The organism is Mesorhizobium sp. WSM1343, assembly GCF_055901535.1.
Map to the genome: position 1 here is coordinate 4,494,421 of NZ_CM148370.1, position 24,127 is coordinate 4,518,547.

The window sequence follows — 24,127 nt, forward strand, 5'->3', positions numbered from 1 at the left end:
CAATCCATGGGTGTATCGGCCGCAAGGCTTGCGATAAGACGGGACTCAAAATCCCAACGTCCCGGATAAAAATCGCCGCCCATGACCATTTCCAATTCCGTGCCGATCACCCCCGAGCTCATTGCCTCACACGGGCTCAAGCCCGACGAGTACCAGCGCATTCTCGACCTCGTCGGGCGCGAGCCGAGCTTCACCGAACTCGGCATCTTCTCGGCGATGTGGAATGAGCACTGCTCCTACAAATCCTCGAAGAAATGGCTGCGCACGCTGCCGACCACCGGACCTCAGGTCATCCAAGGGCCGGGCGAGAATGCTGGCGTGGTCGACATCGGCGATGGCGACTGCGTCGTCTTCAAGATGGAGAGTCACAACCACCCATCCTACATCGAGCCCTACCAGGGTGCGGCGACCGGCGTCGGCGGCATATTGCGCGACGTCTTCACCATGGGCGCGCGGCCGATCGCGGCGATGAATGCGCTGCGTTTTGGTGCGCCCGACCATCCCAAGACCAGGCACCTCGTTTCAGGCGTGGTTTCCGGCGTCGGCGGCTATGGCAACGCGTTCGGCGTGCCGACGGTCGGCGGCGAGGTCAATTTCGATGCCCGCTACAATGGCAACATCCTGGTCAACGCCTTTGCAGCGGGCCTTGCCAAGACCGATGCGATCTTCCTGTCCGAAGCCAAGGGAGTCGGCCTGCCGGTCGTCTATCTCGGCGCCAAGACCGGCCGCGACGGCGTCGGCGGCGCCACCATGGCTTCGGCCGAATTCGACGATAAGATCGATGAGAAGCGTCCGACAGTGCAGGTCGGCGATCCCTTCACCGAAAAGTGCCTGCTGGAAGCCAGCCTCGAACTGATGGCCTCGGGCGCCGTCATCGCCATCCAGGACATGGGTGCGGCCGGCCTCACCTGCTCGGCGGTCGAAATGGGCGCCAAGGGCGACCTCGGCATCGAGCTCGATCTCGACAAGGTGCCGGTGCGCGAAGAGCGCATGAGCGCCTACGAAATGATGCTTTCGGAAAGCCAGGAGCGCATGCTGATGGTGCTGCGTCCGGAAAAGGAAAAGGAAGCCGAGGCGATCTTCCACAAATGGGGGCTCGACTTCGCCATCGTCGGCAAGACCACCGACGATCTGCGCTTCCGCGTGCTGCACCAGGGCGACGAGGTTGCCAACCTGCCGATCAAGGATCTTGGCGACAAGGCTCCGGAATATGACCGGCCGTGGATCGAACCGAAGAAGCCGGCGCCGCTGGCCGCCAATGATGTTCCGCAAGCCGATGTTGCAGACGCGCTGCTGAAGCTGCTCGGCGGTCCCGACCTGTCTTCGCGCCGCTGGGTCTGGGAGCAGTATGACACGCTGATCCAGGGCAATTCGCTGCAGCTTCCAGGCGGCGATGCCGGCGTGGTGCGGGTCGAAGGCCATGCGACCAAGGCGCTCGCCTTCTCGTCCGACGTGACGCCGCGCTATTGCGAGGCCGACCCTTACGAGGGCGGCAAGCAGGCGGTGGCCGAATGCTGGCGCAACTTGACCGCCACCGGCGCTCTGCCGCTGGCCGCAACCGACAACCTCAATTTCGGCAACCCGGAACGGCCCGAGATCATGGGCCAGCTGGTCGGTGCTGTGAAAGGCATAGGCGACGCCTGTCGTGCGCTCGAATTCCCGATCGTCTCCGGCAATGTCTCGCTCTACAATGAGACCAACGGCCAGGGCATCCTGCCAACCCCGACCATCGGCGGCGTCGGCCTGATCGCCGATTGGTCGAAGATGGTGCGGGCCGGCTTTGCGGCCGAGGGCCAAATGATCCTGCTGGTCGGCGCGCCGGCGTCCTGGGGAACGCATCTCGGGCAATCGGTTTATTTCAGGGACATACACGGCCGCACGGATGGCCCGCCGCCGCCGGTCGACCTCGATCACGAAAAACGCGTCGGCGACCATGTGCGCGCGCTCATCGCCTCCGGCATCGTCACGGCGGCGCATGACGTTTCCGATGGCGGTATCGCGGTGGCTTTAGCCGAAATGGTGATGGCGTCCGGCATCGGCGCTACGGTCCCCGGCCTTGTCGGCACCGACCCGATCCCGGTCTGGTTCGGCGAGGATCAGGGCCGTTATCTGCTGACGCTGTCGATCGATCCGCATGGTGACGAATGGGACGCCATTCGCAAGCAGCAGGGCGAGCTTGGCATCTTCGCGCCGTGGATCGGCTCCACAGGCGGCAGCGCGCTGAAGCTTGGCGACGCCAGGGCAATCCCGGTCAGCGAACTCTCCTCGGCTCACGAAGGCTGGTTCCCGCGCTTCATGGATCAGGCTAGTTGACCACACTGGCCGCCCGGGCGCTGCTTGCAGTCGTTTTCTGGCCGTCGCTGTTCTTCTTCTGGTTCCTGGGACCGTTCGTCTTTTTCCTGCTGTCGACGACCTCGAGCGAGGTTTGTATGCGGCTGGAAACACGTGCGGAGTTCCTTGCCGCGGCGAACGGCGCCATCCCGATGCTGGCGCTGCAGAACCTCCTCTACGCGGTCCCGATCATCTGCCTGGTGCTCTGGGGCCGCCTTTTCCCGGATCCGGCACGGGCAAGGCACATTGTCACCTGCGTCAAGCTTTTCGCCGGCACGGTGGTCGTGGGCGCGTTTTGGGAGTACGGCTCGTCGCTCATCTGCGACGGCTATGGTCAGGGGTTCTTCTCGCAGGCTTGGCAAATGACGAGCTATCTCCCCATTGTCAGCCTGCTGCTCAACGCGCCGCTCTATGTGCTTGCCTTCAGCCTTGGCCGCGCTTTCTCGACACGCGAGGATGTTGCCGAGGATGAAGCAAGCCCACCGGCCTAGTCTTTCTCTGAAGCCGTGTGGCCGTTGGCGGGACAGAACGGCTTCAATCCGGACCGGAAAGGCTTTAGGCTCACCCGACTCTCATCTTATGGCCGGCTACCGGCCGCTCGAAACAGGATTTTGCCATGGCAATGGATGCCCACGACATCGAAAAACTGATCAAGGACGGCATTCCGGACGCCAAGGTGACGATTCGCGATCTCGCCGGCGACGGCGACCACTATGCGGCCGAGGTGGTGGCCGAGAGCTTTCGCGGCAAGAGCCGCGTCCAGCAGCACCAGATGGTCTATGACGCGCTGAAGGGCAATATGGGCGGCGTGTTGCACGCATTGGCGCTGCAGACCAGCGTTCCCGACTGACCCTTAGCGCTTGGCCCAACACGGCTCATCCTTTGCGCCATTTCAGCCACGGCGCGGCTAACGTCTTGTTTCGAGCAATCGTTGGGTTTATTTGAAGGGTATGTTTCGAGCCTGACTCCCACAGGCGGGAAAGGATATTCCATGAGCGGCATCAACGACTACATTGACAATGAAGTGAAGGGCAACGACGTCGTCCTTTTCATGAAGGGCACACCTGGTTTCCCGCAATGCGGATTTTCCGGCCAGGTCGTCCAGATCCTCGACTATATCGGCGCCGACTACAAAGGCGTGAACGTCCTGGACTCGGCTGAACTGCGCCAGGGCATCAAGGAATACTCCAACTGGCCGACGATCCCTCAGCTCTACGTCAAGGGAGAATTCGTCGGCGGTTGCGACATCGTGCGCGAGATGTTCCAGGCGGGCGAGCTGCAGACGTTCCTCGTCGAGAAGGGCGTCAGCGTCAAAGGCGCCGCCTGATTTCTGTTTTGTGCATGCCCGAAATCGACGTTGATTTTCGGGCATCGAGCACCAGGCACCGGGGCAACCTCACCTCGGCAATTTTCATGTCCTGACCCCAGGACCAGGACGAGCCAATGCGCCGGCCCGCCGGCGCATTTTCGTTTGAAAGATCGGACTTGCCGTGGACCAGCCAAGACCAGCGCCGCAATCGGCAAGCAAACTGCCCATTCCGCGCTGGGAGTTCATCGCTCTGTGCGCGGCACTGATGGCGCTGAACTCGCTGGCCATCGATATCATGCTGCCGGCTCTGCAGCAGATCGGCGCCTCGCTCGGCGTCGAAAATGAAAACCACCGGCAGTACGTCATAACGGCCTACATTCTGGGCTTCGGTGGCGGGCAGCTGTTCTTCGGGCCGATCTCGGATCGCTTCGGACGTCGCGCACCACTGGTCGCAGGGCTGGTGATTTATGTCGCCGCGGCTGCGGCCGCCGCCGTTGCACCAAGCTTTGAAACACTTCTGCTGTGCCGGGCCGTGCAAGGCATCGGTGCAGCCGCCACTCGTGTCATCGCGGTCTCGATCGTGCGCGATACGTTCGACGGCCGGCGCATGGCCGAGGTGATGTCGCTGATCTTCATGGTGTTCATGGCGATACCGGTCATTGCTCCCGGCATCGGCCAATTTATCATGCTGTTTGCGACCTGGCATTGGATCTTCGTCACCATGGCCGTCGGTGCGCTGCTCGTCTCGGCCTGGTCGCTGCTGCGCCTTCCTGAAACGCTGCATCCCGAACATCGCCGGCCGCTGACGCTCAACTCCATTGTCGGCGGGTTTCGTATCGTTCTCACCAACCGCATTGCGATCTGCTATGCCTTCGCCAGCACCTTCATTTTCGGCGCCATGTTTGGCTTCATCGCTTCGGCGCAGCAGATCTATGTCGACATTTTCAAAGTCGGCGAGATGTTCCCGGTCATCTTTGCTGGGGTTGCGGGCGTGCTCGCCTTCTCCAACTTTCTGAACTCGCGCCTTGTCGGCCGCATCGGCATGCGCCGCCTGTCGCAGAGTGCGTTGCTGCTGTTCCTGGTCATCAGCCTTGCCTGGCTGGTGATTTCGCTGGAGATGAAGATGCCGCTCTGGCTGTTCATCACCTTCTTTGCCTGCGCCATGCTTCCATTCGGTGCGCTCGGCGCGAACTTCAACGCGCTGGCCATGGAGCCGCTCGGCCAACTGGCCGGCACGGCTTCGTCGATCCTCGGTTTCATGCAGACGTTTCTCGGCGGCATTCTCGGCACGCTGATCGGCCAGGCCTTCAACGGCACGGTGACGCCGCTGGCCGCCGGCTTCTGCAGCGTCTCGGTCGCCGCGCTGCTGATGATCTTCATCGCCGAGCGCGGCAAGATGTTCCAGCCACAGAACCCGCCCGTTTCAGGGCACATCACCGACTTGCATTAGGACGCACCTTCAAGGGCTGCCGTGAACCGAGGGGCAAGCATGCGCCCCGCAATTGCTTCGCCCATGCTGTCCGAAAAGTGCAATGGCAGAGCGTCATCGAGTGCCCTGAGGATGGATGCCACGAAGGCCCGGCTGCGCTGGGCATCGGTTCCCAGATCGGAATATGTGGCGCGAGGTTTGCCGATCAGCGTGCCGTTGCGGCGAAGCGAGAACCGCAGCGTGAGGGACATGCCCGCGGTTCCGGGTGGCGGCTTCCAGCAGGCATAGATCGCGTCCGACATCTCCTTTATCGTGTCGACGGGATCGGTACTGCGACAGCTGCGCTCTTGCGACCTTGCTTCCAGGGAACTGGCGAACAGACCGGCGGCAAGAGCCACCGCGACAAATGCAAACCGAGGTTTCATTCGAGAGCCTCCGGATTTGCGCGAGATTGTACTGCTTTCGGCTAACGCAGCAATCGATCCTACTGCGCCCAGAGCTCGCGGCGCAATTCGTGCCAGCTTTCCTTGTCTGGCGCGACAAGCAGGCCGCCGCCGAGATGCGAGGGCAGATAGGCGCTGCCGTCGAAGCGCGCCGCATGGCCGCCGGCCTCGGCATGGATCAGCACGCCGGCCAGGTGGTCCCACGGCATCAGCTTGTTGTAGACGACGAAGTGGGCATGGCCGCTCGCCAGCAGGCGATATTCGTGCGCGGCGCAGCGATAGGCGAACTGCGACAGGATCTTGGTCTGGTTGCGCGCCAGCCGTGTCCGTTCCGGCTCGGCCATATATTGCCAGGAGACAGAGCCGGTCATCTCCGAGATCGGCGCGGGTACCGCTACATGCACCTTCTCGATGCTGCCATGCGCATGCCGGATATGGCTGCCGGCACCCCTGGCGCCAATCAGCCAGTCCTTGCCGACGGGATCGTGGATGATGCCGGCGACGGTCTCGCCCTTGACCACGACCGCCAGCATGACGCCGAACAGCGGCACGCCGGAGGCGAAATTGAAAGTACCGTCGACCGGGTCGATGACGAAGGCCAGATCGGCATCGCCCAACCCGTTTAAAAGCGCTGGATTGTCGGAACAGGCCTCCTCGCCGACGACCATCGCTGAGGGATACCGCTCGCGCAGCCGCGCGGTGATCAGCCGCTCGGCATTGACGTCGGCTTCGGTCACCAGGTCGGCGGCCGACGTCTTCTGCCTGACATCGCCATCGCCCAACCGGCGAAAGCGCGGCATGATCTCGGCAAGTGCCGCCTCGGCCAGAATGCCGGCCAGCCAGTCGATCGCGGTGTCGTCAAATGTCATCGGCTTGCCTTGTGGTGAGGGTCTCGTTGAGGGCAGCGAAATCGAACAGCTTTCTGTCGAGCAGATGCGATGGCCTGCTGTTCGACAGCGCGCGCAGCATCGTATCCTTGCGGCCCGGCATGCGCTTTTCCAGGTCCTCGAGCATCGCCTTCATGGCGTTGCGCTGAAGACCTTCCTGGCTGCCGCAGAGATCGCAGGGAATGATCGGGAATCGCATGGCGGCAGCGAATTTTTCCAGATCAACCTCGGCGCAATAGCTCAAGGGCCGCAGCACCATGACGTCGCCTTCGTCATTGAGCAGTTTTGGCGGCATGGCGGCGAGACGCCCGCCATGGAAGAGGTTCATGAAGAAGGTCTCGAGAATGTCCTCGCGATGGTGGCCGAGCACCAGCGCCGAGCACCCCTCCTCGCGTGCAATGCGGTAGAGATGGCCGCGCCTGAGACGCGAGCAGAGCGAGCAATAGGTGCTGCCCGCCGGCAGCTTGTCGGTGACGACGGAATAGGTGTCCTGATATTCGATCCGGTGCGCAATGCCGTGGCTGTCGAGATAGTCCGGCAGGATATGTTTGGGGAAATTCGGTTGGCCCTGGTCGAGATTGCAGGCCAGAAGATCGACCGGCAAGAGCCCGCGCCATTTGAGGTCGAGCAGCACCGCGAGCAGGCCGTAGGAATCCTTGCCGCCCGACAGCGCTACGAGCCAGCGCTGGCCGGGCTTGACCATCGAGAAATCCTCGATCGCCTGCCGGGTCAGCCGCAGCAGCCGCTTGCGCAGTTTGTTGAACTCGACCGAGGACGGCACGTCGGCGAACAGCGGATGGAAACCGCCTTCGCTGTCGGCGACCGGTTCGAGCGTTTCAATGTCTGGAAGCATGTTCATGGCATGTCGCTTTCAATGGCCCAGAGCGCCGGATTAGCGGACATGACCGACAAAGAAAAGGCCGCCTCGACGGGCGGCCTTCGCAGGATGTCGCAGAACGCGCTCGTTTAGCGCGAATAGAATTCGACGACCAGGTTCGGTTCCATCTGCACGGCGAACGGAACGTCCGCCAGGCCGGGGATGCGCGAGAAGGTCGCGACCATCTTGTTGTGATCGGCTTCGATGTAGTCCGGCACGTCGCGCTCGGCGAGACCGACCGCTTCCAGAACGATGACCAGCTGCTTGGACTTTTCGCGGATTTCGACGACATCGCCCGGCTTGCAGCGGTACGAGCCGATGTTGACGCGCTTGCCGTTGACGTTGACGTGACCGTGGTTGACGAACTGACGGGCGGCGAAAATGGTCGGCACGAACTTGGCGCGGTAGACGACCGCGTCGAGACGCGACTCGAGCAGGCCGATCAGGTTCTCCGAGGTGTCGCCCTTGCGGCGGTCAGCCTCTTCATAAACCTTGCGGAACTGCTTTTCCGAAACGTCGCCATAGTGCCCCTTCAGCTTCTGCTTGGCGCGCAGCTGCAGGCCGAAATCGGAAAGCTTGCCCTTGCGGCGCTGGCCATGCTGGCCGGGGCCGTATTCACGCTTGTTGACCGGGGACTTCGGGCGGCCCCAGATGTTTTCGCCGAGACGGCGGTCGATCTTGTACTTTGCGGATTCGCGCTTGCTCATCGCATTCCCTTTTCAAAACAAACACACCCGGAACCTCATGGTCCGGGTGAAGGAAACGCGCCCTCCTCTGGCCTCCGTTTTCGAGACCTGACAGGGTTTTCCCACGCAACGCGGCGGAAAACCCACGGGACACGTCAGTTAAAACAAGATAGTAGAATTGGATTTCCACGCATCTTGCGCACATAAAGAAAACCACCGGGCATTGCGGCCCGGTGTTGGCGCGCTGATTAAACGGAGATTTAACCGGTGTCAAGCTTGTGGCTGGCGTAGGCCATGGCGACGATATAGCGTCTCTGGGTTGAGTACAGTGCCGGATGTGGCGGGAGGTTGCGCCAGCGGCATCAGGAAGGGACCGAGCAGAGGAGCTACATTCGCATGAAGAAATTCTTCCTTACCCTGACAGGAGCCGCTGTGTTGGCGGGATCCATGGCGGTCATGACACCGGAGCCGGCTGAGGCCAGGCATTGGCAAGGGCACCGGCACCACCAGGCTTGCCGCATCGTGATCAAGAAGAAAATTATCTGGCGGCACGGCCACAAGAAGGTCATCCGCTACAAGATCAAGCAGTGCAGAGGGCGCTGGTAGGCTCCAATCCGGTCTCAGGCGGCCGACATCACTTCAAAGCCCGCGGTTTGGCCGCGGGCTTTCGATTCCGGCTCGTGTTCTTCGGCGTTTCCCTTGAACGGCGGACCGCACTCTAGCCTTTCGACTTCTTCTCCGGCAGGCCCTTGCGCTTCGTCTCGGCGAATTCCTCGAGCTGCTTTTCGCTCATCGATTCGTACATTCCCTTGGAAGCGCCCTGGAGTTCGCTCTTCTTGGTCTCGCCGCGCTTGGCCGACAGAGCCGCGCCGGCGGCTTTCTGCTGGGCTTTCGAGGTGGCTGGCATGGCTCTTTCTCCCGTTGGCATCAGGAGAAAAACGCAACGACTGCCGTGATGTTCCGCTTCGCAATCACGACATCGCCAACCCGAACCCCTGCATCAGGCGGCGGGTGGGGAAATCGGCTCTTTTCGATGTGAAGACGGCAAGGTCGGGCCCTTCAGGCAGCATCTCGCCACGACCGCTCGGATCGATGTCGGCGAGAAGCGACAGCGCCCGGCGCGCGATCGCTTCGGCGGGGTCGAGCCAGTCGACCGGCCAAGGCGCCGTCTTGCGCATACGATTGGCCAGAAAGGGGTAGTGTGTGCAGGCGAGCACGACGATATCCGTACGCAGCGCATCACGTTCGACGAAGCATGGCGTGATCTCGGCGCGCACGGCCTCCTCATCGACGAAGCCCTCACGCATGTAGATCTCAGCCAGTCCCGCCAGCCTGTCGCTACCGACCAGGCGGACATGGCATTTCTGCGCCCATTTGCTGATCAGGTCGCGCGTGTACTGGCGCTTGACGGTGCCAGGCGTCGCCAGCACCGAAACCAGCCCTGAGCGCGTGCGTTCCGCCGCCGGCTTGATCGCAGGCACCATGCCGACAAAAGGATGCTCGGGAAATCTGTCGCGCAGCGCGTCGATCACCAACGTCGAGGCGGTGTTGCAGGCGATGACCGAAATGGCCGGCGCAAACCGCTCAAGCAGTTTGCCGAACAATTCAAGGATATGCACCCTCAGCGCCGGCTCTTCCCAGGCGCCATAGGGAAACGCAGCGTCGTCGGCGACATAGATGAAGCGGCGGTCGGGCATCAGCACGCGCGCCTCGCGCAGTACGGTGAGCCCGCCGATGCCCGAATCGAACATCAGGATCGGCCGCTCAGTCATTGTCGGTTCCTTTTCCGCCAAGCGGCGGTATGTCATCGTCCTTGCCGGCGCCGGCAAGGCGCGCCGCTTCCGCCTTGCGGGCCCGCGCGGCGGCCGCGGGCAAGCGTCGTGGATCATCGCCAGGGGACCCGTCGCCGCGCGGCATCGCCGGCGAAAACCTGTCGAGCGACGAGATGATGCCGCGCAGCACCTTCAGCTCCGGTTCGGCAAAACCGGCGCGCGTCAGCACCGCACGCAGATTGTCGATCATTTTCGGCTTCTTCGGTGCCGGCCGGAAATAGCCGCGTGCTTCCAGTGCGCCTTCGAGATAGGCGAACAGGCCGTGCAATTCCTCCTTGCTTGCCGGCTTCATGTCCGGGCCGGAAAAATTGGTCTTGGTCTCGTCTTCCAGGCCGGACTTCATCCATTCGTAGGACATCAGAAGCGCGGCCTGGGCGATGTTGAGCGACGAGAAATCGGGATCGACCGGGAACGTGACGATCTCGTCGGCAAGGCCGACCTCGTCATTGTAGAGGCCGAAGCGCTCGCGGCCGAACAGGATGCCGGTGCGCTGGCCCATTGCGTGACGGGTCCGAAGCATCCTGCCCGCCTCCACCGGCCCGCGCACGGATTTGAAGCCGTCGCGCTGCCTGGCCGTGGTGGCGAGGACGAAGTTCAGGTCGGCGAGCGCCGAGGCCAGATCGTCAAAGACGGTGACGGCGTCGATGACATGATCGGCGCGGCTCGCCGCCGCACGTGCCTTCTCGCTCGGCCAACCGTCACGCGGATTGACGAGGCGCAGCTCCGACAGACCGAAATTGGCCATGGCGCGCGCGACCATGCCGATGTTCTCGCCAAGCTGAGGCTCGACGAGGATGATCGCCGGGCCGGCGACTGCAATGCTATCAGGATCTTTGGTGACGGGCATGATTGTCAATGAACTGCTGTTTACGGCATTTCAGCGTCCCCTGCCATATTCGGCCGGGAAAATGAAGCATTCGCAAATGACGACGGCTCTGGCCTCCAATTCGTGACCGATCGCCGTTTGCGTGGCCAAAAGCGCTTTGATATACGGGCGACATCTCCCGGCCCAACGCCACGCGGGCAAGGCCGTCCCACATCCCAGCAACGAGGCATTCTTTCCATGGCGAAGATCAAGGTGGCGAACCCGGTCGTCGAACTCGACGGCGACGAGATGACCCGCATCATCTGGCAGTTCATCAAGGACAAGCTGATCCACCCTTATCTCGACCTCAAGCTGGAATATTACGACCTCGGCATCGAGCATCGCGACGCCACCAACGACCAGGTGACGATCGATTCGGCCAACGCCATCAAGAAATGGGGAGTCGGCGTGAAATGCGCGACGATCACGCCTGACGAGCAGCGCGTCGAGGAATTCAAGCTGAAGAAGATGTGGAAGTCGCCGAACGGCACCATCCGCAACATCCTCGGCGGCACCATCTTCCGCGAGCCGATCATCATGAAGAACGTGCCGCGCCTGGTGCCCGGCTGGACCAAGCCAATCATCGTCGGCCGTCATGCTTTCGGCGACCAGTACCGCGCCACCGATTTCCGCTTCCCCGGCAAGGGCAAGCTGACCATCAAGTTCGTCGGCGAGGACGGCCAGGTGATCGAGCACGATGTATACGACGCGCCCGGCGCCGGTGTCGCCATGGCCATGTACAATCTCGACGAGTCCATCCGCGAGTTCGCCCGCGCCTCGCTGAACTACGGCCTGCTGCGCAACTACCCGGTCTATCTGTCGACCAAGAACACCATCCTCAAGGCCTATGACGGCCGCTTCAAGGACATCTTCCAGGAGGTCTACGAGGCTGAATTCGAGGCCGAGTTCAAGTCGAAGAAGCTGTGGTACGAGCACCGCCTGATCGACGACATGGTGGCCTCCGCCCTGAAATGGTCGGGCGGCTATGTCTGGGCCTGCAAGAACTATGATGGTGACGTGCAGTCCGACACGGTCGCGCAAGGTTTCGGCTCACTCGGCCTGATGACCTCGGTGCTGATGACGCCGGACGGCAAGACCGTGGAAGCGGAAGCCGCGCACGGCACCGTCACCCGCCACTACCGCCAGCATCAGAAGGGCGAGGAAACCTCGACCAATTCGATCGCCTCGATCTTCGCCTGGACGCGTGGCCTCACCCATCGCGCCAAGCTCGACGACAATGCCGAGTTGAAGCGCTTTGCCGAGACGCTGGAAAAAGTCTGCATCCAGACGGTCGAGTCCGGCTTCATGACCAAGGACCTGTCGCTGCTGATCGGCCCCGACCAGCCCTGGCTGTCGACCACCGGTTTCCTCGACAAGATCGACGAGAACCTGCAGAAGGCGATGGCGTAGGCATGTCGTCCAAAGGCTTCGCTCGATATTGATCTCGTGCGCGACAGCACTAAAGTTAACGATAAAGACTTGAGGGTGTCGAAGTGCAAATCTGTCTTCCGTGGATGAGCTGGATTTGCGAAAATAGGTAGATGTAAATGGCTATGTGGTTCGATCAGCAAGAACGGCTAAAGAGTACCAAGGGCAAAGAGCTCTTGGACTCCATGCCGAAGTTTGAGGTGCAAGCTGCCAATGTCGCTCCCGCTCCGGCGGAGCTTGGAGGCAAGATCACGCTCGTCATCGAAGATGGCAAGCCCGTTGTGAAGATAAAAGAATAGAGCGTCGCCCGCATCGATCATAGCGTCAACACCACATCGTCGAGCAAGCCCATCGTCTACGGGGCGGACTATAGCGTCTATGTGCGCATCGTCCGCCTCGTGCTTGAGGAAAAAGGCATCGACTACGAGCTTGTGCCAGTCGATGTCTTTGCCGCCGAGGGGATTCCCGCCTGGTATTTCGAACATCATCCGTTCGGCCGCATCCCGGCCTTCGAGCATGACGGATTCCGGCTGTTCGAGACGAGCGCTATTACCAGATATGTCGACGAGGCGTTCGACGGGCCTGCCCTACAGCCATCGGATCCGCGCACCCGCGCAACCATGAACCTGATCATCGGCTTGCTCGATGCCTACGCCTACAGGTCGATGGTCTGGGATGTCGCCGTCGAGCGGCTGGAGAAGGCTCAGCCGGATGAGGCGTTGATCGCCGGCGGCCTTGCTCAGGCGAGCAAAGCGCTTCGGACGCTGTCCGCGCTGAAAGCGCCGGGACCGTGGCTGCTGGGCGACCAGCTGACGCTGGCCGACCTGCATGCCGCACCGATCATCGGTTATTTCGTCAAGGTCGCCGAGGGGCGAAATCTGCTGGCCGAGTTCCCTGATATCCGGGACTGGTATGCGCGCATTGCGGCTCGGCCGAGCTTCGTGCGGACTGAAAAAATCGGCTGATAAGTGACGTCCGCTGTCCCTCCAACCGTTGCTTTAAATTCAGTCCACTCGCCTACGCCGCTTCGAGTGCCGCCCTTACCGCAGCAATCGCATCATCGGCCTTGGAAGCGTCGGGGCCGCCGGCCTGGGCCATGTCGGGCCGTCCGCCGCCGCCCTGCCCGCCGAGTGCTGCGGAGGCCACACGGACAAGGTCGACGGCGCTGAAGCGGCCGACGAGGTCGTCGGTGACGGCGACGACGACGCTGGCCTTGTTGTCCTCACCGGAGCCGACGAAGACGACGACGCCGGAGCCGAGCGACGTCTTGCCGGCATCGGCCAGCGGCTTCAGGTCCTTCGGTGAGACACCTGAGACCGTCTTGCCGAGGAAGCCGACACCGGCCACCGTCTCATTGGCGGCTGGAGCATCGGCAGACGATCCGCCGCCCAATGCCAGCTTCTTGCGCGCTTCGGTCAGTTCCTTTTCGAGCTTCTTGCGCTCTTCGAGCAGCGTCTCGACGCGCGCCGGTACATCGGCCGGCGAAATCTTCAACACGGCTGCCGTCGCCTTCAAACGCCTGTCCTGCTCGTCGAGATGTTTGCGCGCGGCTTCGCCCGTCAATGCCTCGATGCGGCGCACGCCGGCGGCGACCGCGCTGTCCGATACGACACGCACGAGGCCGATATCGCCGGTCGCGCGGACATGGGTGCCACCGCAGAGCTCGACCGAATAGGGCCGGTTCGCCTTGGCGCCGTGCAGGCCGGTGCCCATCGACACGACGCGCACTTCGTCGCCGTACTTTTCGCCAAACAGCGCCATGGCGCCCTCGGCGATGGCATCGTCGACCGACATCAGGCGCGTGGTCACCGGGCCGTTCTGGACGACGATCTCGTTGGCCATGCGCTCGACCTCTTCGAGGTCTTCGGCCGAAATCGGCTTGTTGTGCGAGATGTCAAAGCGCAGGCGCTCGGGCGCGACCAGCGAGCCCTTCTGCGCGACATGGCTGCCCAGCACTTCGCGCAGCGCCTCATGGATCAGATGCGTCGCGGAATGGTTGGCGCGCAGCCTCGAGCGCCTTGCATGATCGACCTTCAGCTCGACAGCCGCGCCCGTCTTGACGGTGCCGCTGGCCACCTTGCCGATATGCACGAACAGCCCGTCGGCCTTCTTCTGCGTATCCGAAACCTCGATCGAGAACCCCTCGCCGGAGATGACGCCGGTGTCGCCCATCTGGCCGCCGGACTCGGCATAGAACGGCGTCTGGTTGACGACGATCGCCACCGCGTCGCCCTTGCCGGCGCCGTCGACAGCCTTGCCGTCCCGGACAAGCGCCTGGATGATGCCTTCCGCAGCTTCAGTCTCATAGCCGAGGAACTCGGTGGCGCCGGCCTTCTCGCGCACCGAGAACCAGATGGTCTCGGTGGCGGCGTCGCCGGACCCGGCCCAATGCTTGCGCGCCTCGGCCTTCTGCTGCTCCATCGCGTTGGTGAAGCCGGCAATATCGACCGAGATGCTGCGCTGGCGCAGTGCGTCCTGCGTCAGGTCGAGCGGGAAGCCATAGGTGTCGTAGAGCTTGAAGGCCGTCTCGCCATCCAGCATGTCGCCGGCATGCAGCGTTTCGGTCGCCTCGGAAAGCAGGCCGAGGCCGCGCACCAGCGTCTTGCGAAACCTGGTCTCCTCGAGCTTCAGCGTCTCGGTGATCAATTGTTCGCCGCGCAGCAGTTCCGGATAGGCCTGGCCCATTTCGCGCACCAGCGCCGGCACCAGCTTCCACATCAGCGGTTCGTTGGCACCGAGCAGCTGTGCATGGCGCATGGCGCGGCGCATGATGCGGCGCAGGACGTAGCCCCTGCCTTCGTTCGAGGGCAGCACGCCATCGGCGACCAGGAAGGAGGACGAGCGCAGATGATCGGCAATGACCCGGTAGGAGGCGACCGTCTCCTTGTCGGGACCATGCCCGATCGCGGACGAGGCCGCGTCGATCAGGTGACGGAACAGATCGGTCTCGAAGACGCTTTCCACCCCTTGCAGGATGGACGCCATGCGCTCCAGGCCCATGCCGGTGTCGATCGAGGGGCGCGGCAGGTCGATGCGCTCCTCCTTCGTCACCTGTTCATACTGCATGAACACGAGGTTCCAGAATTCCAGGAAACGGTCGCCATCCTCCTCCGGGCTGCCGGGAGGGCCGCCCCAGATGTGCTCGCCGCGGTCGATGAAGATCTCCGAGCACGGCCCGCAGGGTCCGGTGTCGCCCATCGCCCAGAAATTGTCCGAGGTCGCGATGCGAATGATGCGGTCGTCGGAAAAACCGGCGATCTTCTTCCAGAAGCCGGCCGCCTCGTCATCCGTGTGATAGACGGTGACCAGCAGCTTGTCCTTGCTCAGCCCGAATTCCCTGGTGATCAAGTTCCAGGCAAGCTCGATGGCGCGCTCCTTGAAATAGTCGCCGAAGGAGAAGTTGCCGAGCATCTCGAAGAAGGTCAGATGACGCGCGGTGTAGCCGACATTGTCGAGATCGTTGTGCTTGCCGCCGGCGCGAACGCTCTTCTGGGCGGTCGAGGCGCGCGAATAGGGCCGCTTCTCCAGGCCGGTGAAGACGTTCTTGAACTGTACCATGCCGGCGTTGGTGAACATCAGCGTCGGGTCGTTGCGCGGCACCAGCGGACTCGACGCGACGATCTCGTGACCCTCCTTGCGGAAGTAGTCGAGAAATGTCGACCGGATTTCGTTCACGCCACTCATGAATGCTGCCTTTTCGGAAGGGCCGCCGGCAAACCGGCGGAAATGGGCTCTGCGTTTTAGAAGATTAGGACTTGGCCTTTTAGCCGCCGCGCTTCACCCTGTCCAGAAACACGGAATTGGTCCAATCCACGGCCTTTGCCGGCCGTTCGAACCGGCCTGTTTTCGCCGCCGAAACGCAAAACCGCCGGCACTGGGCCGGCGGTTTCAAAACGCATTAACGCGGAACTCGATTACTTAAGCCCGAGATAATAGAATGCGATTATGGCCGAACTCCGGCCGACCTCGCGAGTTGTCACATCGCGCCGGATTCCTCCTCGAACCCGTCGTCGCCACCTTCGGAGCCGCCATTCTCAAGGAACTTTTCGGCGATCAGCCCGGCATTCTGTCGGAGCGCCAGCTCGATCTCGCGTGCGGTGTCGGGATTGTCGCGCAGGAACAGTTTGGCATTCTCGCGGCCTTGGCCGAGACGCTGCGAATTGTAGGAGAACCAGGCGCCCGACTTCTCGACCACGCCGGCCTTGACGCCGAGATCGACCAGTTCGCCGGTCTTGGACACGCCTTCACCATACATGATGTCGAACTCGACCACCTTGAAGGGCGGCGCCAGCTTGTTCTTGACCACCTTGACGCGGGTCTGGTTGCCGACGACTTCGTCGCGGTCCTTGACCGAGCCGATGCGGCGGATGTCGAGGCGCACCGATGCGTAGAATTTCAGCGCGTTGCCGCCGGTCGTCGTCTCGGGCGAACCGAACATGACGCCGATCTTCATGCGGATCTGGTTGATGAAGATGACCATGGTGTTGGAGCGCGAGATCGAGGCGGTCAGCTTGCGCAGCGCCTGGCTCATCAGGCGGGCCTGCAGGCCGGGCAGCGAATCACCCATCTCGCCTTCGATTTCGGCACGTGGCGTCAGCGCCGCGACCGAATCGACCACCAGCACGTCGATGGCGCCGGAGCGCACCAGCGTGTCGCAGATTTCCAGCGCCTGCTCACCGGTGTCGGGCTGCGAAATCAGCAGGTTTTCGAGATCGACGCCAAGCTTGCGGGCATAGACCGGGTCAAGCGCGTGCTCGGCATCGACGAAGGCGCAGATGCCGCCCTTCTTCTGGGCTTCGGCCACGGTGTGCAGGGCCAGCGTCGTCTTGCCCGAGCTTTCCGGCCCGTAGATCTCGATGATGCGGCCGCGCGGCAGGCCACCGACGCCAAGCGCGATGTCGAGGCCAAGCGAGCCGGTCGGCACCGTTTCGATCTCGACGACCTGCTCGTTGGCGCCGAGCCGCATGATCGAGCCCTTGCCGAAAGCCCGCTCGATCTGCGACAGCGCCGCATCCAGAGCCTTTGATTTGTCCACTGCCTTGTCCTCTACCAGCCGCAAAGAATTCTGAGCCATGATACATCACCCCTTGGTCGTCAATGAAGGCCGGACAATCCGTAATCCCTGCCTATTTGTACCTTTTTTGTTCTCATTTGGCAAGAGGGATCAAATATCTGAAAAACAAGCATTATCCGGATTTGTTCTTTTTTTGTCCAAGGATTCGATCAGGAATGCACCGCACGTTGGGCCAGACGGCTCGGTTGTTTCGACCTGCCGAATCGCCGCCTTGCATGCGAAGCTCGGTCGCACAGCCTAGCGCTTGTGCGGCTGGAATAACAAAGGTCATATCGCCGGCATGCTGAAATCCGCGAAAATACTGGCCGTAGGCGGCGCCCATATCGACCGGCGCGGCCAGGTGTCCGGCGCCTACGTGCCCGCCGCCTCCAATCCGGGCACAATGCGCGAGGATGTCGGCGGCGGCGTCTTCAACGCTTTGCGCAGCGCCGTGCGGCGCGGCGTCTCCGCGTCGCTCATGTCGGTTCGCGGCGGCGATCCCGCTGCCGACACCGTTTCGCGAGCCATTGCCGGGGCAGGCATTACCGACCTGTCGGCGGTCTTCCTCGACCGCACGACGCCGAGCTACACGGCACTGATCGACAGCGAGGGCGAGTTGATCGTCGGCTTTGCCGACATGGCGCTCTATGATTTGGCGTTTCCCAAGCAGATCAGGCGCTCCAGGGTCCGGGAGGTGATCGCCGCCGCAGATGCCGTCTTCTGCGATGCCAATCTGCCGACGACGGCGCTGGAACGGCTGGTCGCGCTCGCCGCGGGCAAGCCGGTTTTCGCGATTGCCATTTCGCCGGCCAAGGTGGTGCGGTTGCTACCGGTGCTGAAGGAGCTTTCGCTGGTCTTCATGAACCGGCGCGAGGCCATGGCGCTGGCCGGCGTCGCCGCGAATGCCACGGAGCGCGAGGTGGTCGACGGGTTGCGATGCAGCGGCCTCGTCAGCGGCGTGGTGACGGCAGGCGGCGGGCCCATGCTGGGCTTCGATGGAGCCGGCGCCTTCTCTATCCTGCCGCCGCCACCAAGAAAGGTCGCCGACGTCACCGGCGCCGGCGATGCGCTGGCGGGCGCAACGGTCGCTGCCTTGCTGCGAGGACTGCCGCTGCGGGTAGCTCTGCGCGAAGGCATTGCCGGGGCGACGCTTGCCATCGAAAGCGCCGCCGCCGTTCCGGAGTTCACCGCCGCGAGCTTCGCGGAAGCGTTGGCTCTTGTGCCGGATGCCAGGGAAATGGCATGAGACCGGCGAATTCATAGTGCCGCGATGTTGCCGAGCGTCCGACGGACGCGCCGCATTCCGGATAGGAGACCTTGATGACCCCTGAGACCGCCCGCCCCTTCATCGACATCCACGCGCCGGTGGCGCAGGCCCTGGCCGACGGCCGGCCGGTGGTGGCGCTGGAAAGCACCATCATCACCCATGGCATGCCCTACCCCGACAATGGCGCCATGGCGGCCGATGTCGAAAAGATCATCAGCGATGGCGGCGCCGTGCCGGCGACGATCGCCGTGGTTGGCGGCCGCATCAAGATCGGGCTTTCGGACGGCGAGCGCGAATCGCTGGCGATGACGGGCGACGCGATGAAGCTGTCGCGCGCCGATCTCGGTTTTGCCGTGGCGCAAGGGCGCACCGGTGGCACCACGGTCGCCGCCACCATGATCGCGGCGCATATGGTCGGCATAAAAGTGTTCGCCACCGGCGGTATCGGCGGCGTGCACAAGGGCGCCGAAAAGAGCTTTGACATTTCCGCCGATCTCGACGAGCTGGCGCGCACCCCGGTGATTGTCGTCTCGGCCGGCGCCAAGGCCATCCTCGACATCGAAAAGACGCTGGAAGTGCTGGAGACGCGCGGCGTGCCGGTGATCGGCCATGGCTGCGAGACGATGCCGGCCTTCTGGTCCAGGCAATCGCCGTTCCGCGCGCCACTGACCTTGCACGAGCCGGAAGAGATCGCGCATTTCTACCAGACGAGGGCGGCACTAGGACTCGCCGGCGGCATGCTGATTGCCAATCCTGTGCCGGAAAACCAGGAAATCCCGGCTGAAGAGATGGCGGGCTATATCGACGCCGCGCAGAAGGCCGCCGAGGCACAACATGTCACCGGCAAGGCGGTGACGCCGTTTCTGCTGGGAAAGATCCTCGAACTGACCGGCGGCAGGAGCCTGAAGACCAACATCGCGCTGGTGGAAAACAATGCAAGGTTGGCGGCAAGGATTGCGAAGGTGTTGTAGGGCACGGCCTCCAAGGTCGTCGGGACAGAGGGGGGTGCTGTCCCTCCGCTGTGCCAAGGTTGGCATTCACTTCCCCGCCCTTCGCCCCGCCTCATAGGCCCGGCGTGCCCAGGCCGTCATCTCGTCGGGATCATCGAAAGCGCTGTCGGGAACGCTCCAGTAGGGCATGGCGACCAGCTTGCCGTGGCGCGAGCCGGTATAGGTCCATTGCGTGCAGCCGGCGGCCTCGAACTCGGGGGCGCTTTGCTCGTCGGCTTTCAACAGCAATTCGCCGCGCAGCACGATGGCGACGATGACGCCGTCGAAATAGATGCCCTTGCCGCCGAACAGTTTGCGGATGCTGACAGGGCCGAGACCCTCGAACAGTTCGGCGATGCGTTCATTGTCCATGCCGCGATCATGTCACCGGCATCTGGCCTTGTCATCGCCGCAACCAAAATCATGCTGACAGGTTGAGAGAGGTATCGGAGTTTTCCCGCCATGCCGCTTCTGCTGAAAGGGTCCTGTCGCTGCAATGCCGTGCGTTTCGAGGTGGAAAGCCACACGCCGGCGCCATTCATGCTGTGCTACTGTTCGATCTGCCGCAAGCAGCAGGGCGGCGGCGGGTTTGCCATCAATCTCGGTGCCGACAACGAGACACTGAACATCAGGGGCAAGCGCAGCCTCGGCGTCTTTCGGGCGGAGATCGAGGACGACGAGCATCCGCATTGCGAAATCTCAACCGGCGAGCGCAATTTCTGCAAGAAATGCGGCTCAGCCCTTTGGCTCTACGATCCGACATGGCCGGAACTGGTGCACCCCTTCGCCTCAGCGATCGACAGCGATTTACCCATTCCGCCGAGCCGAGTGCACCTGATGCTGAAATACAAAGCGAACTGGGTGGAGCCGGTGGTTGGCAAGCGCGACAAGGTCTTCGACGTCTATCCCGAGGAATCGATCGCCGATTGGCACAAGCGGACGGGCATGTGGGTGGAGTGAGTTTCTTCGCCCCGTTTACGGGGAGGTGAGGAGTGATCCGCAGCGAACGAAAAGCCAATTGCTTGGATTTTCTAACGACGTACGCCGGCAGGCTGGGCGGAGCTAACTCTGGAGAGGCTGGCGCTGCCCCTCATCCGTCACTTCGTGACACTTTCTCCGGGGGCGAAGGAAAAAATCAGGCCGAAGCGCGTGCCTCTGCCAGTGCCTTCAGGTCGGCCGGCTTCAGTTCGACGGATTCGCCGCAGCCGCAGGCCGAACTCTGGTTCGGGTTGTGGAAGGTGAAGCCGGTGCGCAGCGTCGTCTGCTCGAAATCCATCTCGGTGCCGAACAGGAAAAGGGCTGCTTCCGGCGCGACATAGACATGGGCGCCGTCGCGCTCGATATGGTCGTCCTTGGTGTTGGGCTCGGTCACCAGATCGACCGTATATTCCATGCCGGCGCAGCCGCCCTTCTTGATGCCGAGGCGGATGCCATGCGCGTTGTCGCGGGTGGCGACGATCTCGCGCACCCGGTCGGCGGCCTTTTCGGTCATGGTGATGACGGCGAAGCGTCCCATTCTTTTTCCTTCCATTCCATGCAGGTTCAAGGCCTGCCGAATGATTCCTCACCTAAAATGGTGAAGTTTTATCCCTGGCGCAAGTGTGCCAGGCTTGACGCTAGTACCAGCCCACCGCCACCTGCGCCTCTTCCGACATGCGGTCGGCCGACCAGGGCGGGTCGAAGGTCATGTTGACCTCGACGCCGGACACGCCTTCGACGGCGCCGACGGCATTTTCGACCCAGCCGGGCATTTCGCCGGCGACAGGGCAGCCGGGAGCGGTCAGCGTCATGTCGATCTTGACCGAGCGATTGTCCTCGATGTCGATCTTGTAGATGAGGCCGAGCTCGTAGATATCGGCCGGGATTTCCGGATCGTAGACCGTCTTCAGCGCCGATACGATGTCGTCGGTCAACCGCGCCAGTTCGTCGGCTGGGATGGCCGATCCCGAAACCAGCGCATTGGGCGCGGTTTCCGGAGTGGTCTCGGCAGCTATGCTTGCATCATCCATGGTCGTCACCCAAAAAAATCGTCATCCGAAGAATTTGCGCGCTTTTTCAAGCGCCTCGGCCAAAGCGTCGACTTCGGCCCTGGTATTATACATGCCGAACGATGCCCTGCATGTGGAGGTTACGCCGAAACGTTTCAACAGCGGCTGGGCGCAATGGGTGCCCGCGCGGACTGCAACGCCCTGCCTGTCTATCACCATCGACACGTCGTGCGCATGAATGCCTTGCAGTTCGAACGAGATGATGGCTCCCTTGCCGGGCGCATCGCCGAAGATGCGCAGCGAATTGATGGCGCGCAGCCGCTCATGCGCATAGTTCTTAAGGTCTTCCTCATGCGCGGCGATGCGCTCGCGGCCGATCGTTTCCATATAGTCGAGCGCGGCACCCAGTCCGATCGCCTGCACGATCGGCGGCGTGCCGGCTTCGAAACGATGCGGCGGCTCGTTGTAGGTGACGATGTCTTCCGTCACCTCCTCGATCATCTCGCCACCGCCCATGAAGGGGCGCATGCCCTGGAGAATGTCCTTCTTGCCGTAGAGCACGCCGATGCCCGAAGGGCCATAAACCTTGTGCCCGGTGAAGACGAAGAAGTCGCAGTCGAGATCCTGCACATCGATCGGCATATGCACGGCGCTCTGGCTGCCGTCGACGAGGACGGGAATTCCACGCGCATGCGCGATGCGCACGATTTCCTTGATCGGCGTCACCGTGCCCAGCGCATTCGACATCTGCGTGACGGCGACCAGTTTGGTGCGGTCGGTCAGCCGTTTTTCGAATTCCTCGATGTGGAAGACGCCGAGATCGTCGACCGGCACCCAGACCAGCTTGGCGCCCTGCCGCTCGCGGATAAAATGCCAAGGAACGATGTTGGAGTGGTGCTCCATGATCGACAGCACGATCTCGTCGCCCTCGCCGATGTTGGGCATGCCATAGCCATAGGCCACGGTGTTGATGGCCGAGGTCGTGTTCGAGGTGAAGATGATGTTGTCGGTGCTTGGCGCGTTGAGGAAACGGCGTACCGTTTCGCGCGCCTTTTCGTAGGCGTCGGTCGCGGCATTGGACAGGAAATGCAGGCCACGATGGACGTTGGCATATTCCTGGCTGTAGGCGTGCTGGACGGCGTCGAGCACCACCTGCGGCTTCTGTGCCGAGGCGCCATTGTCGAGATAGACCAGCTTCTTGCCATAGACTTCCCGCGACAGGATCGGGAAATCGCGGCGGATCGCTTCGACGTCGTAGGGAATGTTTTCGAGTTTCTGGTCCATTTCAAAGTCCTTGCCGGCCAAGGCCGAGATCCTTCCAACACCCCTCATCCGACCGAGCTTCGCTCGGCCACCTTCTCCCACAAGGGGAGAAGGTCTAGCGCTTTACCTTCTCCCCTTGTGGGAGAAGGTGGATTGGCGCGTAGCGCCAAGACGGATGAGGGGTGGCTTTGCCGGACCCCATCCAATTAGCCGTGTGCCACGAACCAGCCGTCGAGCCGCGCTTCCAGCGCTTCGACGATCGCCTCGTCGTCCAGTTCCTCGATCACCTCGGCGACGAAGGCCTTCACGAGCAGCCCCCGCGCGCTTTTCTCGTCGACGCCGCGCGCCATCAGGTAGAACAGATGATCGTGGTCGATCTCGGTGACCGTCGCGCCATGGCCGCAAATCACGTCGTCGGCGAAGATTTCAAGCTCCGGCTTGATCGAGAACTCGCCGTCGTCCGACAGCAACAGCGTGTTGCATGCCATCTTGGCGTTGGTCTTCTGCGCATATTGATGGACGTTGATGCGACCCTGGAAGACGCCGCGCGCCTTGCCCGTCACCACGTTGCGGATGATCTCCGTCGAGGTCGTGTGCGGCACGGCGTGGTCGAGAACCATGGTCACGTCGGTGTGGGTGTCGCCGGCCAGGAGGTTGATGCCGCGCAGCTTGAAATCGGCGCCTTCGCCAGTCGTCCTGACCATGATCTCCTGGCGCACCAGTCTGCCGCCGGCGTTCATGACGAACAGCGTCAGCTTGGCATTTTTGCCGATATGGGCCTTGAACTGCGCCAGATGCGTCGCCGTTTCCGGCTGTTCCTGGACGATCAGCCACGTCACCTCGGCGCCTTCGCCGAGCACGAGCTGGCTGACCGAGCTGCCCAGGGCAGCGCCGTCACCCGTCTGCCGTTCGACGATGACGGCCTTGGCGCCGGCGCCGACACGCACTGGCAGGCGCACATGGGTCTGGCCGCCGGCCTGCAGGTTCTGCAGCTCGACCGGCTTTTCGAGTTCCACGCCATCGGCGATGTCGACAAAATATCCGTCGGCGACGAAAGCCGTGTTCAGCGCGCCGATGGCGTCGTCGCTGCCATAGGGGTCGAGCCCAGGTGCTGCGCTGCCGTCGACCAGCTTTTCCGACAGGCGCTGGAAAGAGACGCCTTCAAGAACCGGCGCTTTGGCGTCGGACTTGCCGTTCAGGATCGACACCACGGTGGAACCGTCGACGATCGGCGCAATGACTTTGGCCAAGGCGGCCGGGTCGAAGTCCGGCACGGTATTCAGCAACCGGCGCAGGTCGGTATAGTGCCAGGATTCGACGCGCCGCGTCGGCAGGCCGTGCTTGATCGTCTCGATGGCGTCGTCGCGCTTCAGCATCACCGCGCCGTCACCCGGCAGCAGCGACAGCCGGTCGCCGAACGCGTCGATCAACGCTGTCTCGGCCGGTGTCCGCTGCGGTTGTGCGTGCATGTTCATCAAAC

Annotated in this window: 26 protein-coding genes; 12 read left to right on the forward strand and 14 right to left on the reverse strand. The window is 62.6% G+C overall.

The genetic code is table 11. From position 1 onward, the window contains the following. The first annotated feature begins 81 nt into the window (after window positions 1-81). The 5 genes from purL to AC0NIL_RS22035 all read left to right on the forward strand — a co-directional run bounded on the left by purL (window position 82) and on the right by AC0NIL_RS22035 (window position 5,090). Window positions 82-2,313 (forward strand): phosphoribosylformylglycinamidine synthase subunit PurL, encoded by a 2,232-nt coding sequence (purL, locus tag AC0NIL_RS22015; protein WP_275954656.1) that lies wholly within the window; start codon window positions 82-84, stop codon window positions 2,311-2,313. Further along, window positions 2,310-2,822, forward strand: coding sequence for a hypothetical protein (locus tag AC0NIL_RS22020; protein ID WP_275954657.1), 513 nt, complete (start codon window positions 2,310-2,312; stop codon window positions 2,820-2,822). The genes purL and AC0NIL_RS22020 overlap by 4 nt, the downstream gene beginning before the upstream one ends. Window positions 2,823-2,947: 125 nt before the next feature. Beyond that, complete coding sequence (locus AC0NIL_RS22025; RefSeq protein WP_010909092.1) at window positions 2,948-3,181, forward strand: BolA/IbaG family iron-sulfur metabolism protein; 234 nt, start codon at window positions 2,948-2,950, stop codon at window positions 3,179-3,181. 141 nt (window positions 3,182-3,322) lie between these two features. Next, on the forward strand, window positions 3,323-3,658 hold the full coding sequence (gene grxD, locus AC0NIL_RS22030) for a Grx4 family monothiol glutaredoxin (protein ID WP_013532137.1): 336 nt from the start codon (window positions 3,323-3,325) through the stop codon (window positions 3,656-3,658). A gap of 163 nt (window positions 3,659-3,821) precedes the next feature. Then, window positions 3,822-5,090 (forward strand): multidrug effflux MFS transporter, encoded by a 1,269-nt coding sequence (locus AC0NIL_RS22035; protein ID WP_013532138.1) that lies wholly within the window; start codon window positions 3,822-3,824, stop codon window positions 5,088-5,090. On the opposite strand, the gene AC0NIL_RS22040 is transcribed toward AC0NIL_RS22035, so the two are convergent. From AC0NIL_RS22040 to rpsD, 4 genes are all read right to left on the reverse strand, one after another. Continuing rightward, window positions 5,087-5,494, reverse strand: a complete 408-nt coding sequence (locus AC0NIL_RS22040; RefSeq protein ID WP_013532139.1) for a hypothetical protein — start codon at window positions 5,492-5,494, stop codon at window positions 5,087-5,089. The genes AC0NIL_RS22035 and AC0NIL_RS22040 overlap by 4 nt on opposite strands. Window positions 5,495-5,553: 59 nt before the next feature. After that, on the reverse strand, window positions 5,554-6,381 hold the full coding sequence (locus tag AC0NIL_RS22045; RefSeq protein ID WP_013532140.1) for an inositol monophosphatase family protein: 828 nt from the start codon (window positions 6,379-6,381) through the stop codon (window positions 5,554-5,556). Then, window positions 6,371-7,258, reverse strand: coding sequence for a tRNA 2-thiocytidine(32) synthetase TtcA (ttcA, locus tag AC0NIL_RS22050; protein ID WP_013532141.1), 888 nt, complete (start codon window positions 7,256-7,258; stop codon window positions 6,371-6,373). The genes AC0NIL_RS22045 and ttcA overlap by 11 nt, the downstream gene beginning before the upstream one ends. Before the next feature lie 107 nt (window positions 7,259-7,365). After that, window positions 7,366-7,983 (reverse strand): 30S ribosomal protein S4, encoded by a 618-nt coding sequence (gene rpsD, locus AC0NIL_RS22055; protein WP_013532142.1) that lies wholly within the window; start codon window positions 7,981-7,983, stop codon window positions 7,366-7,368. 375 nt (window positions 7,984-8,358) lie between these two features. Here rpsD and AC0NIL_RS22060 point away from each other — a divergent pair, with 375 nt between their 5' ends. Continuing rightward, window positions 8,359-8,568, forward strand: a complete 210-nt coding sequence (locus AC0NIL_RS22060; protein WP_013532143.1) for a hypothetical protein — start codon at window positions 8,359-8,361, stop codon at window positions 8,566-8,568. Window positions 8,569-8,680: 112 nt separating this feature from the next. Here AC0NIL_RS22060 and AC0NIL_RS22065 read toward each other — a convergent pair whose 3' ends face one another. The 3 genes from AC0NIL_RS22065 to AC0NIL_RS22075 form a co-directional block, all read right to left on the reverse strand. Next, the gene (locus tag AC0NIL_RS22065; protein WP_013532144.1) at window positions 8,681-8,869 is read right to left on the reverse strand and encodes a DUF3008 family protein; all 189 of its coding nucleotides are present in this window, start codon (window positions 8,867-8,869) and stop codon (window positions 8,681-8,683) included. A gap of 64 nt (window positions 8,870-8,933) precedes the next feature. Further along, complete coding sequence (gene murI / locus AC0NIL_RS22070) at window positions 8,934-9,734, reverse strand: glutamate racemase (RefSeq protein ID WP_013532145.1); 801 nt, start codon at window positions 9,732-9,734, stop codon at window positions 8,934-8,936. After that, on the reverse strand, window positions 9,727-10,641 hold the full coding sequence (locus AC0NIL_RS22075; protein WP_473574125.1) for an RNA methyltransferase: 915 nt from the start codon (window positions 10,639-10,641) through the stop codon (window positions 9,727-9,729). Before AC0NIL_RS22075 ends, murI begins: the two co-directional genes overlap by 8 nt. 216 nt (window positions 10,642-10,857) lie before the next feature. Between AC0NIL_RS22075 and AC0NIL_RS22080 the strand changes: the two genes are divergently transcribed. The 3 genes from AC0NIL_RS22080 to AC0NIL_RS22090 all read left to right on the forward strand — a co-directional run bounded on the left by AC0NIL_RS22080 (window position 10,858) and on the right by AC0NIL_RS22090 (window position 13,052). Beyond that, the gene (locus tag AC0NIL_RS22080) at window positions 10,858-12,069 is read left to right on the forward strand and encodes an NADP-dependent isocitrate dehydrogenase (protein ID WP_064995405.1); all 1,212 of its coding nucleotides are present in this window, start codon (window positions 10,858-10,860) and stop codon (window positions 12,067-12,069) included. 137 nt (window positions 12,070-12,206) lie between these two features. Then, a complete protein-coding gene (locus AC0NIL_RS22085; protein WP_027162373.1) occupies window positions 12,207-12,386 on the forward strand; it encodes a hypothetical protein in 180 nt (59 codons plus the stop codon). A gap of 81 nt (window positions 12,387-12,467) precedes the next feature. Then, window positions 12,468-13,052 (forward strand): glutathione S-transferase family protein, encoded by a 585-nt coding sequence (locus AC0NIL_RS22090; protein WP_474048147.1) that lies wholly within the window; start codon window positions 12,468-12,470, stop codon window positions 13,050-13,052. Window positions 13,053-13,104: 52 nt separating this feature from the next. Here AC0NIL_RS22090 and alaS read toward each other — a convergent pair whose 3' ends face one another. Together alaS and recA are read right to left on the reverse strand one after the other, a co-directional pair. Beyond that, a complete protein-coding gene (gene alaS / locus AC0NIL_RS22095; protein WP_024504567.1) occupies window positions 13,105-15,771 on the reverse strand; it encodes an alanine--tRNA ligase in 2,667 nt (888 codons plus the stop codon). 292 nt (window positions 15,772-16,063) lie between these two features. Beyond that, window positions 16,064-17,161 (reverse strand): recombinase RecA, encoded by a 1,098-nt coding sequence (recA, locus tag AC0NIL_RS22100; RefSeq protein WP_013532151.1) that lies wholly within the window; start codon window positions 17,159-17,161, stop codon window positions 16,064-16,066. A 280-nt stretch (window positions 17,162-17,441) separates the two neighbouring features. Between recA and AC0NIL_RS22105 the strand changes: the two genes are divergently transcribed. Both AC0NIL_RS22105 and AC0NIL_RS22110 read left to right on the forward strand, forming a co-directional pair. Continuing rightward, entirely contained in the window at window positions 17,442-18,386 is a 945-nt protein-coding gene (locus AC0NIL_RS22105; protein ID WP_473574126.1) for a carbohydrate kinase family protein, read from the forward strand. Between the two features lie 74 nt (window positions 18,387-18,460). Next, complete coding sequence (locus AC0NIL_RS22110) at window positions 18,461-19,378, forward strand: pseudouridine-5'-phosphate glycosidase (protein ID WP_337122423.1); 918 nt, start codon at window positions 18,461-18,463, stop codon at window positions 19,376-19,378. A gap of 66 nt (window positions 19,379-19,444) precedes the next feature. On the opposite strand, the gene AC0NIL_RS22115 is transcribed toward AC0NIL_RS22110, so the two are convergent. Further along, on the reverse strand, window positions 19,445-19,768 hold the full coding sequence (locus AC0NIL_RS22115) for a TfoX/Sxy family protein (RefSeq protein ID WP_224695791.1): 324 nt from the start codon (window positions 19,766-19,768) through the stop codon (window positions 19,445-19,447). Window positions 19,769-19,858: 90 nt separating this feature from the next. Here AC0NIL_RS22115 and AC0NIL_RS22120 point away from each other — a divergent pair, with 90 nt between their 5' ends. Beyond that, window positions 19,859-20,356, forward strand: a complete 498-nt coding sequence (locus AC0NIL_RS22120; protein ID WP_337122424.1) for a GFA family protein — start codon at window positions 19,859-19,861, stop codon at window positions 20,354-20,356. A 175-nt stretch (window positions 20,357-20,531) separates the two neighbouring features. On the opposite strand, the gene sufA is transcribed toward AC0NIL_RS22120, so the two are convergent. The 4 genes from sufA to sufD form a co-directional block, all read right to left on the reverse strand. Then, window positions 20,532-20,912 (reverse strand): Fe-S cluster assembly scaffold SufA, encoded by a 381-nt coding sequence (gene sufA, locus AC0NIL_RS22125; protein WP_013532156.1) that lies wholly within the window; start codon window positions 20,910-20,912, stop codon window positions 20,532-20,534. 100 nt (window positions 20,913-21,012) lie between these two features. Then, window positions 21,013-21,405 carry an SUF system Fe-S cluster assembly protein gene (locus AC0NIL_RS22130; RefSeq protein WP_013532157.1) on the reverse strand — a complete coding sequence of 131 codons (393 nt, stop codon included), beginning with the start codon at window positions 21,403-21,405 and terminating at the stop codon, window positions 21,013-21,015. A 21-nt stretch (window positions 21,406-21,426) separates the two neighbouring features. Then, window positions 21,427-22,668, reverse strand: coding sequence for a cysteine desulfurase (locus AC0NIL_RS22135; RefSeq protein ID WP_064995408.1), 1,242 nt, complete (start codon window positions 22,666-22,668; stop codon window positions 21,427-21,429). Window positions 22,669-22,853: 185 nt separating this feature from the next. Further along, complete coding sequence (gene sufD, locus AC0NIL_RS22140) at window positions 22,854-24,122, reverse strand: Fe-S cluster assembly protein SufD (protein WP_275954662.1); 1,269 nt, start codon at window positions 24,120-24,122, stop codon at window positions 22,854-22,856. Window positions 24,123-24,127 lie beyond the last annotated feature (5 nt).

Bases quoted from the DNA above. Each gene is read 5' to 3' on its own strand.
- AC0NIL_RS22115 (WP_224695791.1), bottom strand. From the start codon at position 19,768: ATGGACAATGAACGCATCGCCGAACTGTTCGAGGGTCTCGGCCCTGTC.
- purL (WP_275954656.1), top strand. From the start codon at position 82: ATGACCATTTCCAATTCCGTGCCGATCACCCCCGAGCTCATTGCCTCA.
- AC0NIL_RS22075 (WP_473574125.1), bottom strand. From the start codon at position 10,641: ATGCCCGTCACCAAAGATCCTGATAGCATTGCAGTCGCCGGCCCGGCG.
- ttcA (WP_013532141.1), bottom strand. From the start codon at position 7,258: ATGAACATGCTTCCAGACATTGAAACGCTCGAACCGGTCGCCGACAGC.
- AC0NIL_RS22135 (WP_064995408.1), bottom strand. From the start codon at position 22,668: ATGGACCAGAAACTCGAAAACATTCCCTACGACGTCGAAGCGATCCGC.
- AC0NIL_RS22110 (WP_337122423.1), top strand. From the start codon at position 18,461: ATGACCCCTGAGACCGCCCGCCCCTTCATCGACATCCACGCGCCGGTG.
- murI (WP_013532145.1), bottom strand. From the start codon at position 9,734: ATGACTGAGCGGCCGATCCTGATGTTCGATTCGGGCATCGGCGGGCTC.
- sufD (WP_275954662.1), bottom strand. From the start codon at position 24,122: ATGAACATGCACGCACAACCGCAGCGGACACCGGCCGAGACAGCGTTG.
- AC0NIL_RS22040 (WP_013532139.1), bottom strand. From the start codon at position 5,494: ATGAAACCTCGGTTTGCATTTGTCGCGGTGGCTCTTGCCGCCGGTCTG.
- alaS (WP_024504567.1), bottom strand. From the start codon at position 15,771: ATGAGTGGCGTGAACGAAATCCGGTCGACATTTCTCGACTACTTCCGC.
- recA (WP_013532151.1), bottom strand. From the start codon at position 17,161: ATGGCTCAGAATTCTTTGCGGCTGGTAGAGGACAAGGCAGTGGACAAA.
- AC0NIL_RS22045 (WP_013532140.1), bottom strand. From the start codon at position 6,381: ATGACATTTGACGACACCGCGATCGACTGGCTGGCCGGCATTCTGGCC.
- AC0NIL_RS22105 (WP_473574126.1), top strand. From the start codon at position 17,442: ATGCTGAAATCCGCGAAAATACTGGCCGTAGGCGGCGCCCATATCGAC.
- AC0NIL_RS22120 (WP_337122424.1), top strand. From the start codon at position 19,859: ATGCCGCTTCTGCTGAAAGGGTCCTGTCGCTGCAATGCCGTGCGTTTC.
- AC0NIL_RS22025 (WP_010909092.1), top strand. From the start codon at position 2,948: ATGGCAATGGATGCCCACGACATCGAAAAACTGATCAAGGACGGCATT.
- AC0NIL_RS22065 (WP_013532144.1), bottom strand. From the start codon at position 8,869: ATGCCAGCCACCTCGAAAGCCCAGCAGAAAGCCGCCGGCGCGGCTCTG.
- AC0NIL_RS22060 (WP_013532143.1), top strand. From the start codon at position 8,359: ATGAAGAAATTCTTCCTTACCCTGACAGGAGCCGCTGTGTTGGCGGGA.
- sufA (WP_013532156.1), bottom strand. From the start codon at position 20,912: ATGGGACGCTTCGCCGTCATCACCATGACCGAAAAGGCCGCCGACCGG.
- grxD (WP_013532137.1), top strand. From the start codon at position 3,323: ATGAGCGGCATCAACGACTACATTGACAATGAAGTGAAGGGCAACGAC.
- rpsD (WP_013532142.1), bottom strand. From the start codon at position 7,983: ATGAGCAAGCGCGAATCCGCAAAGTACAAGATCGACCGCCGTCTCGGC.
- AC0NIL_RS22080 (WP_064995405.1), top strand. From the start codon at position 10,858: ATGGCGAAGATCAAGGTGGCGAACCCGGTCGTCGAACTCGACGGCGAC.
- AC0NIL_RS22085 (WP_027162373.1), top strand. From the start codon at position 12,207: ATGGCTATGTGGTTCGATCAGCAAGAACGGCTAAAGAGTACCAAGGGC.
- AC0NIL_RS22130 (WP_013532157.1), bottom strand. From the start codon at position 21,405: ATGGATGATGCAAGCATAGCTGCCGAGACCACTCCGGAAACCGCGCCC.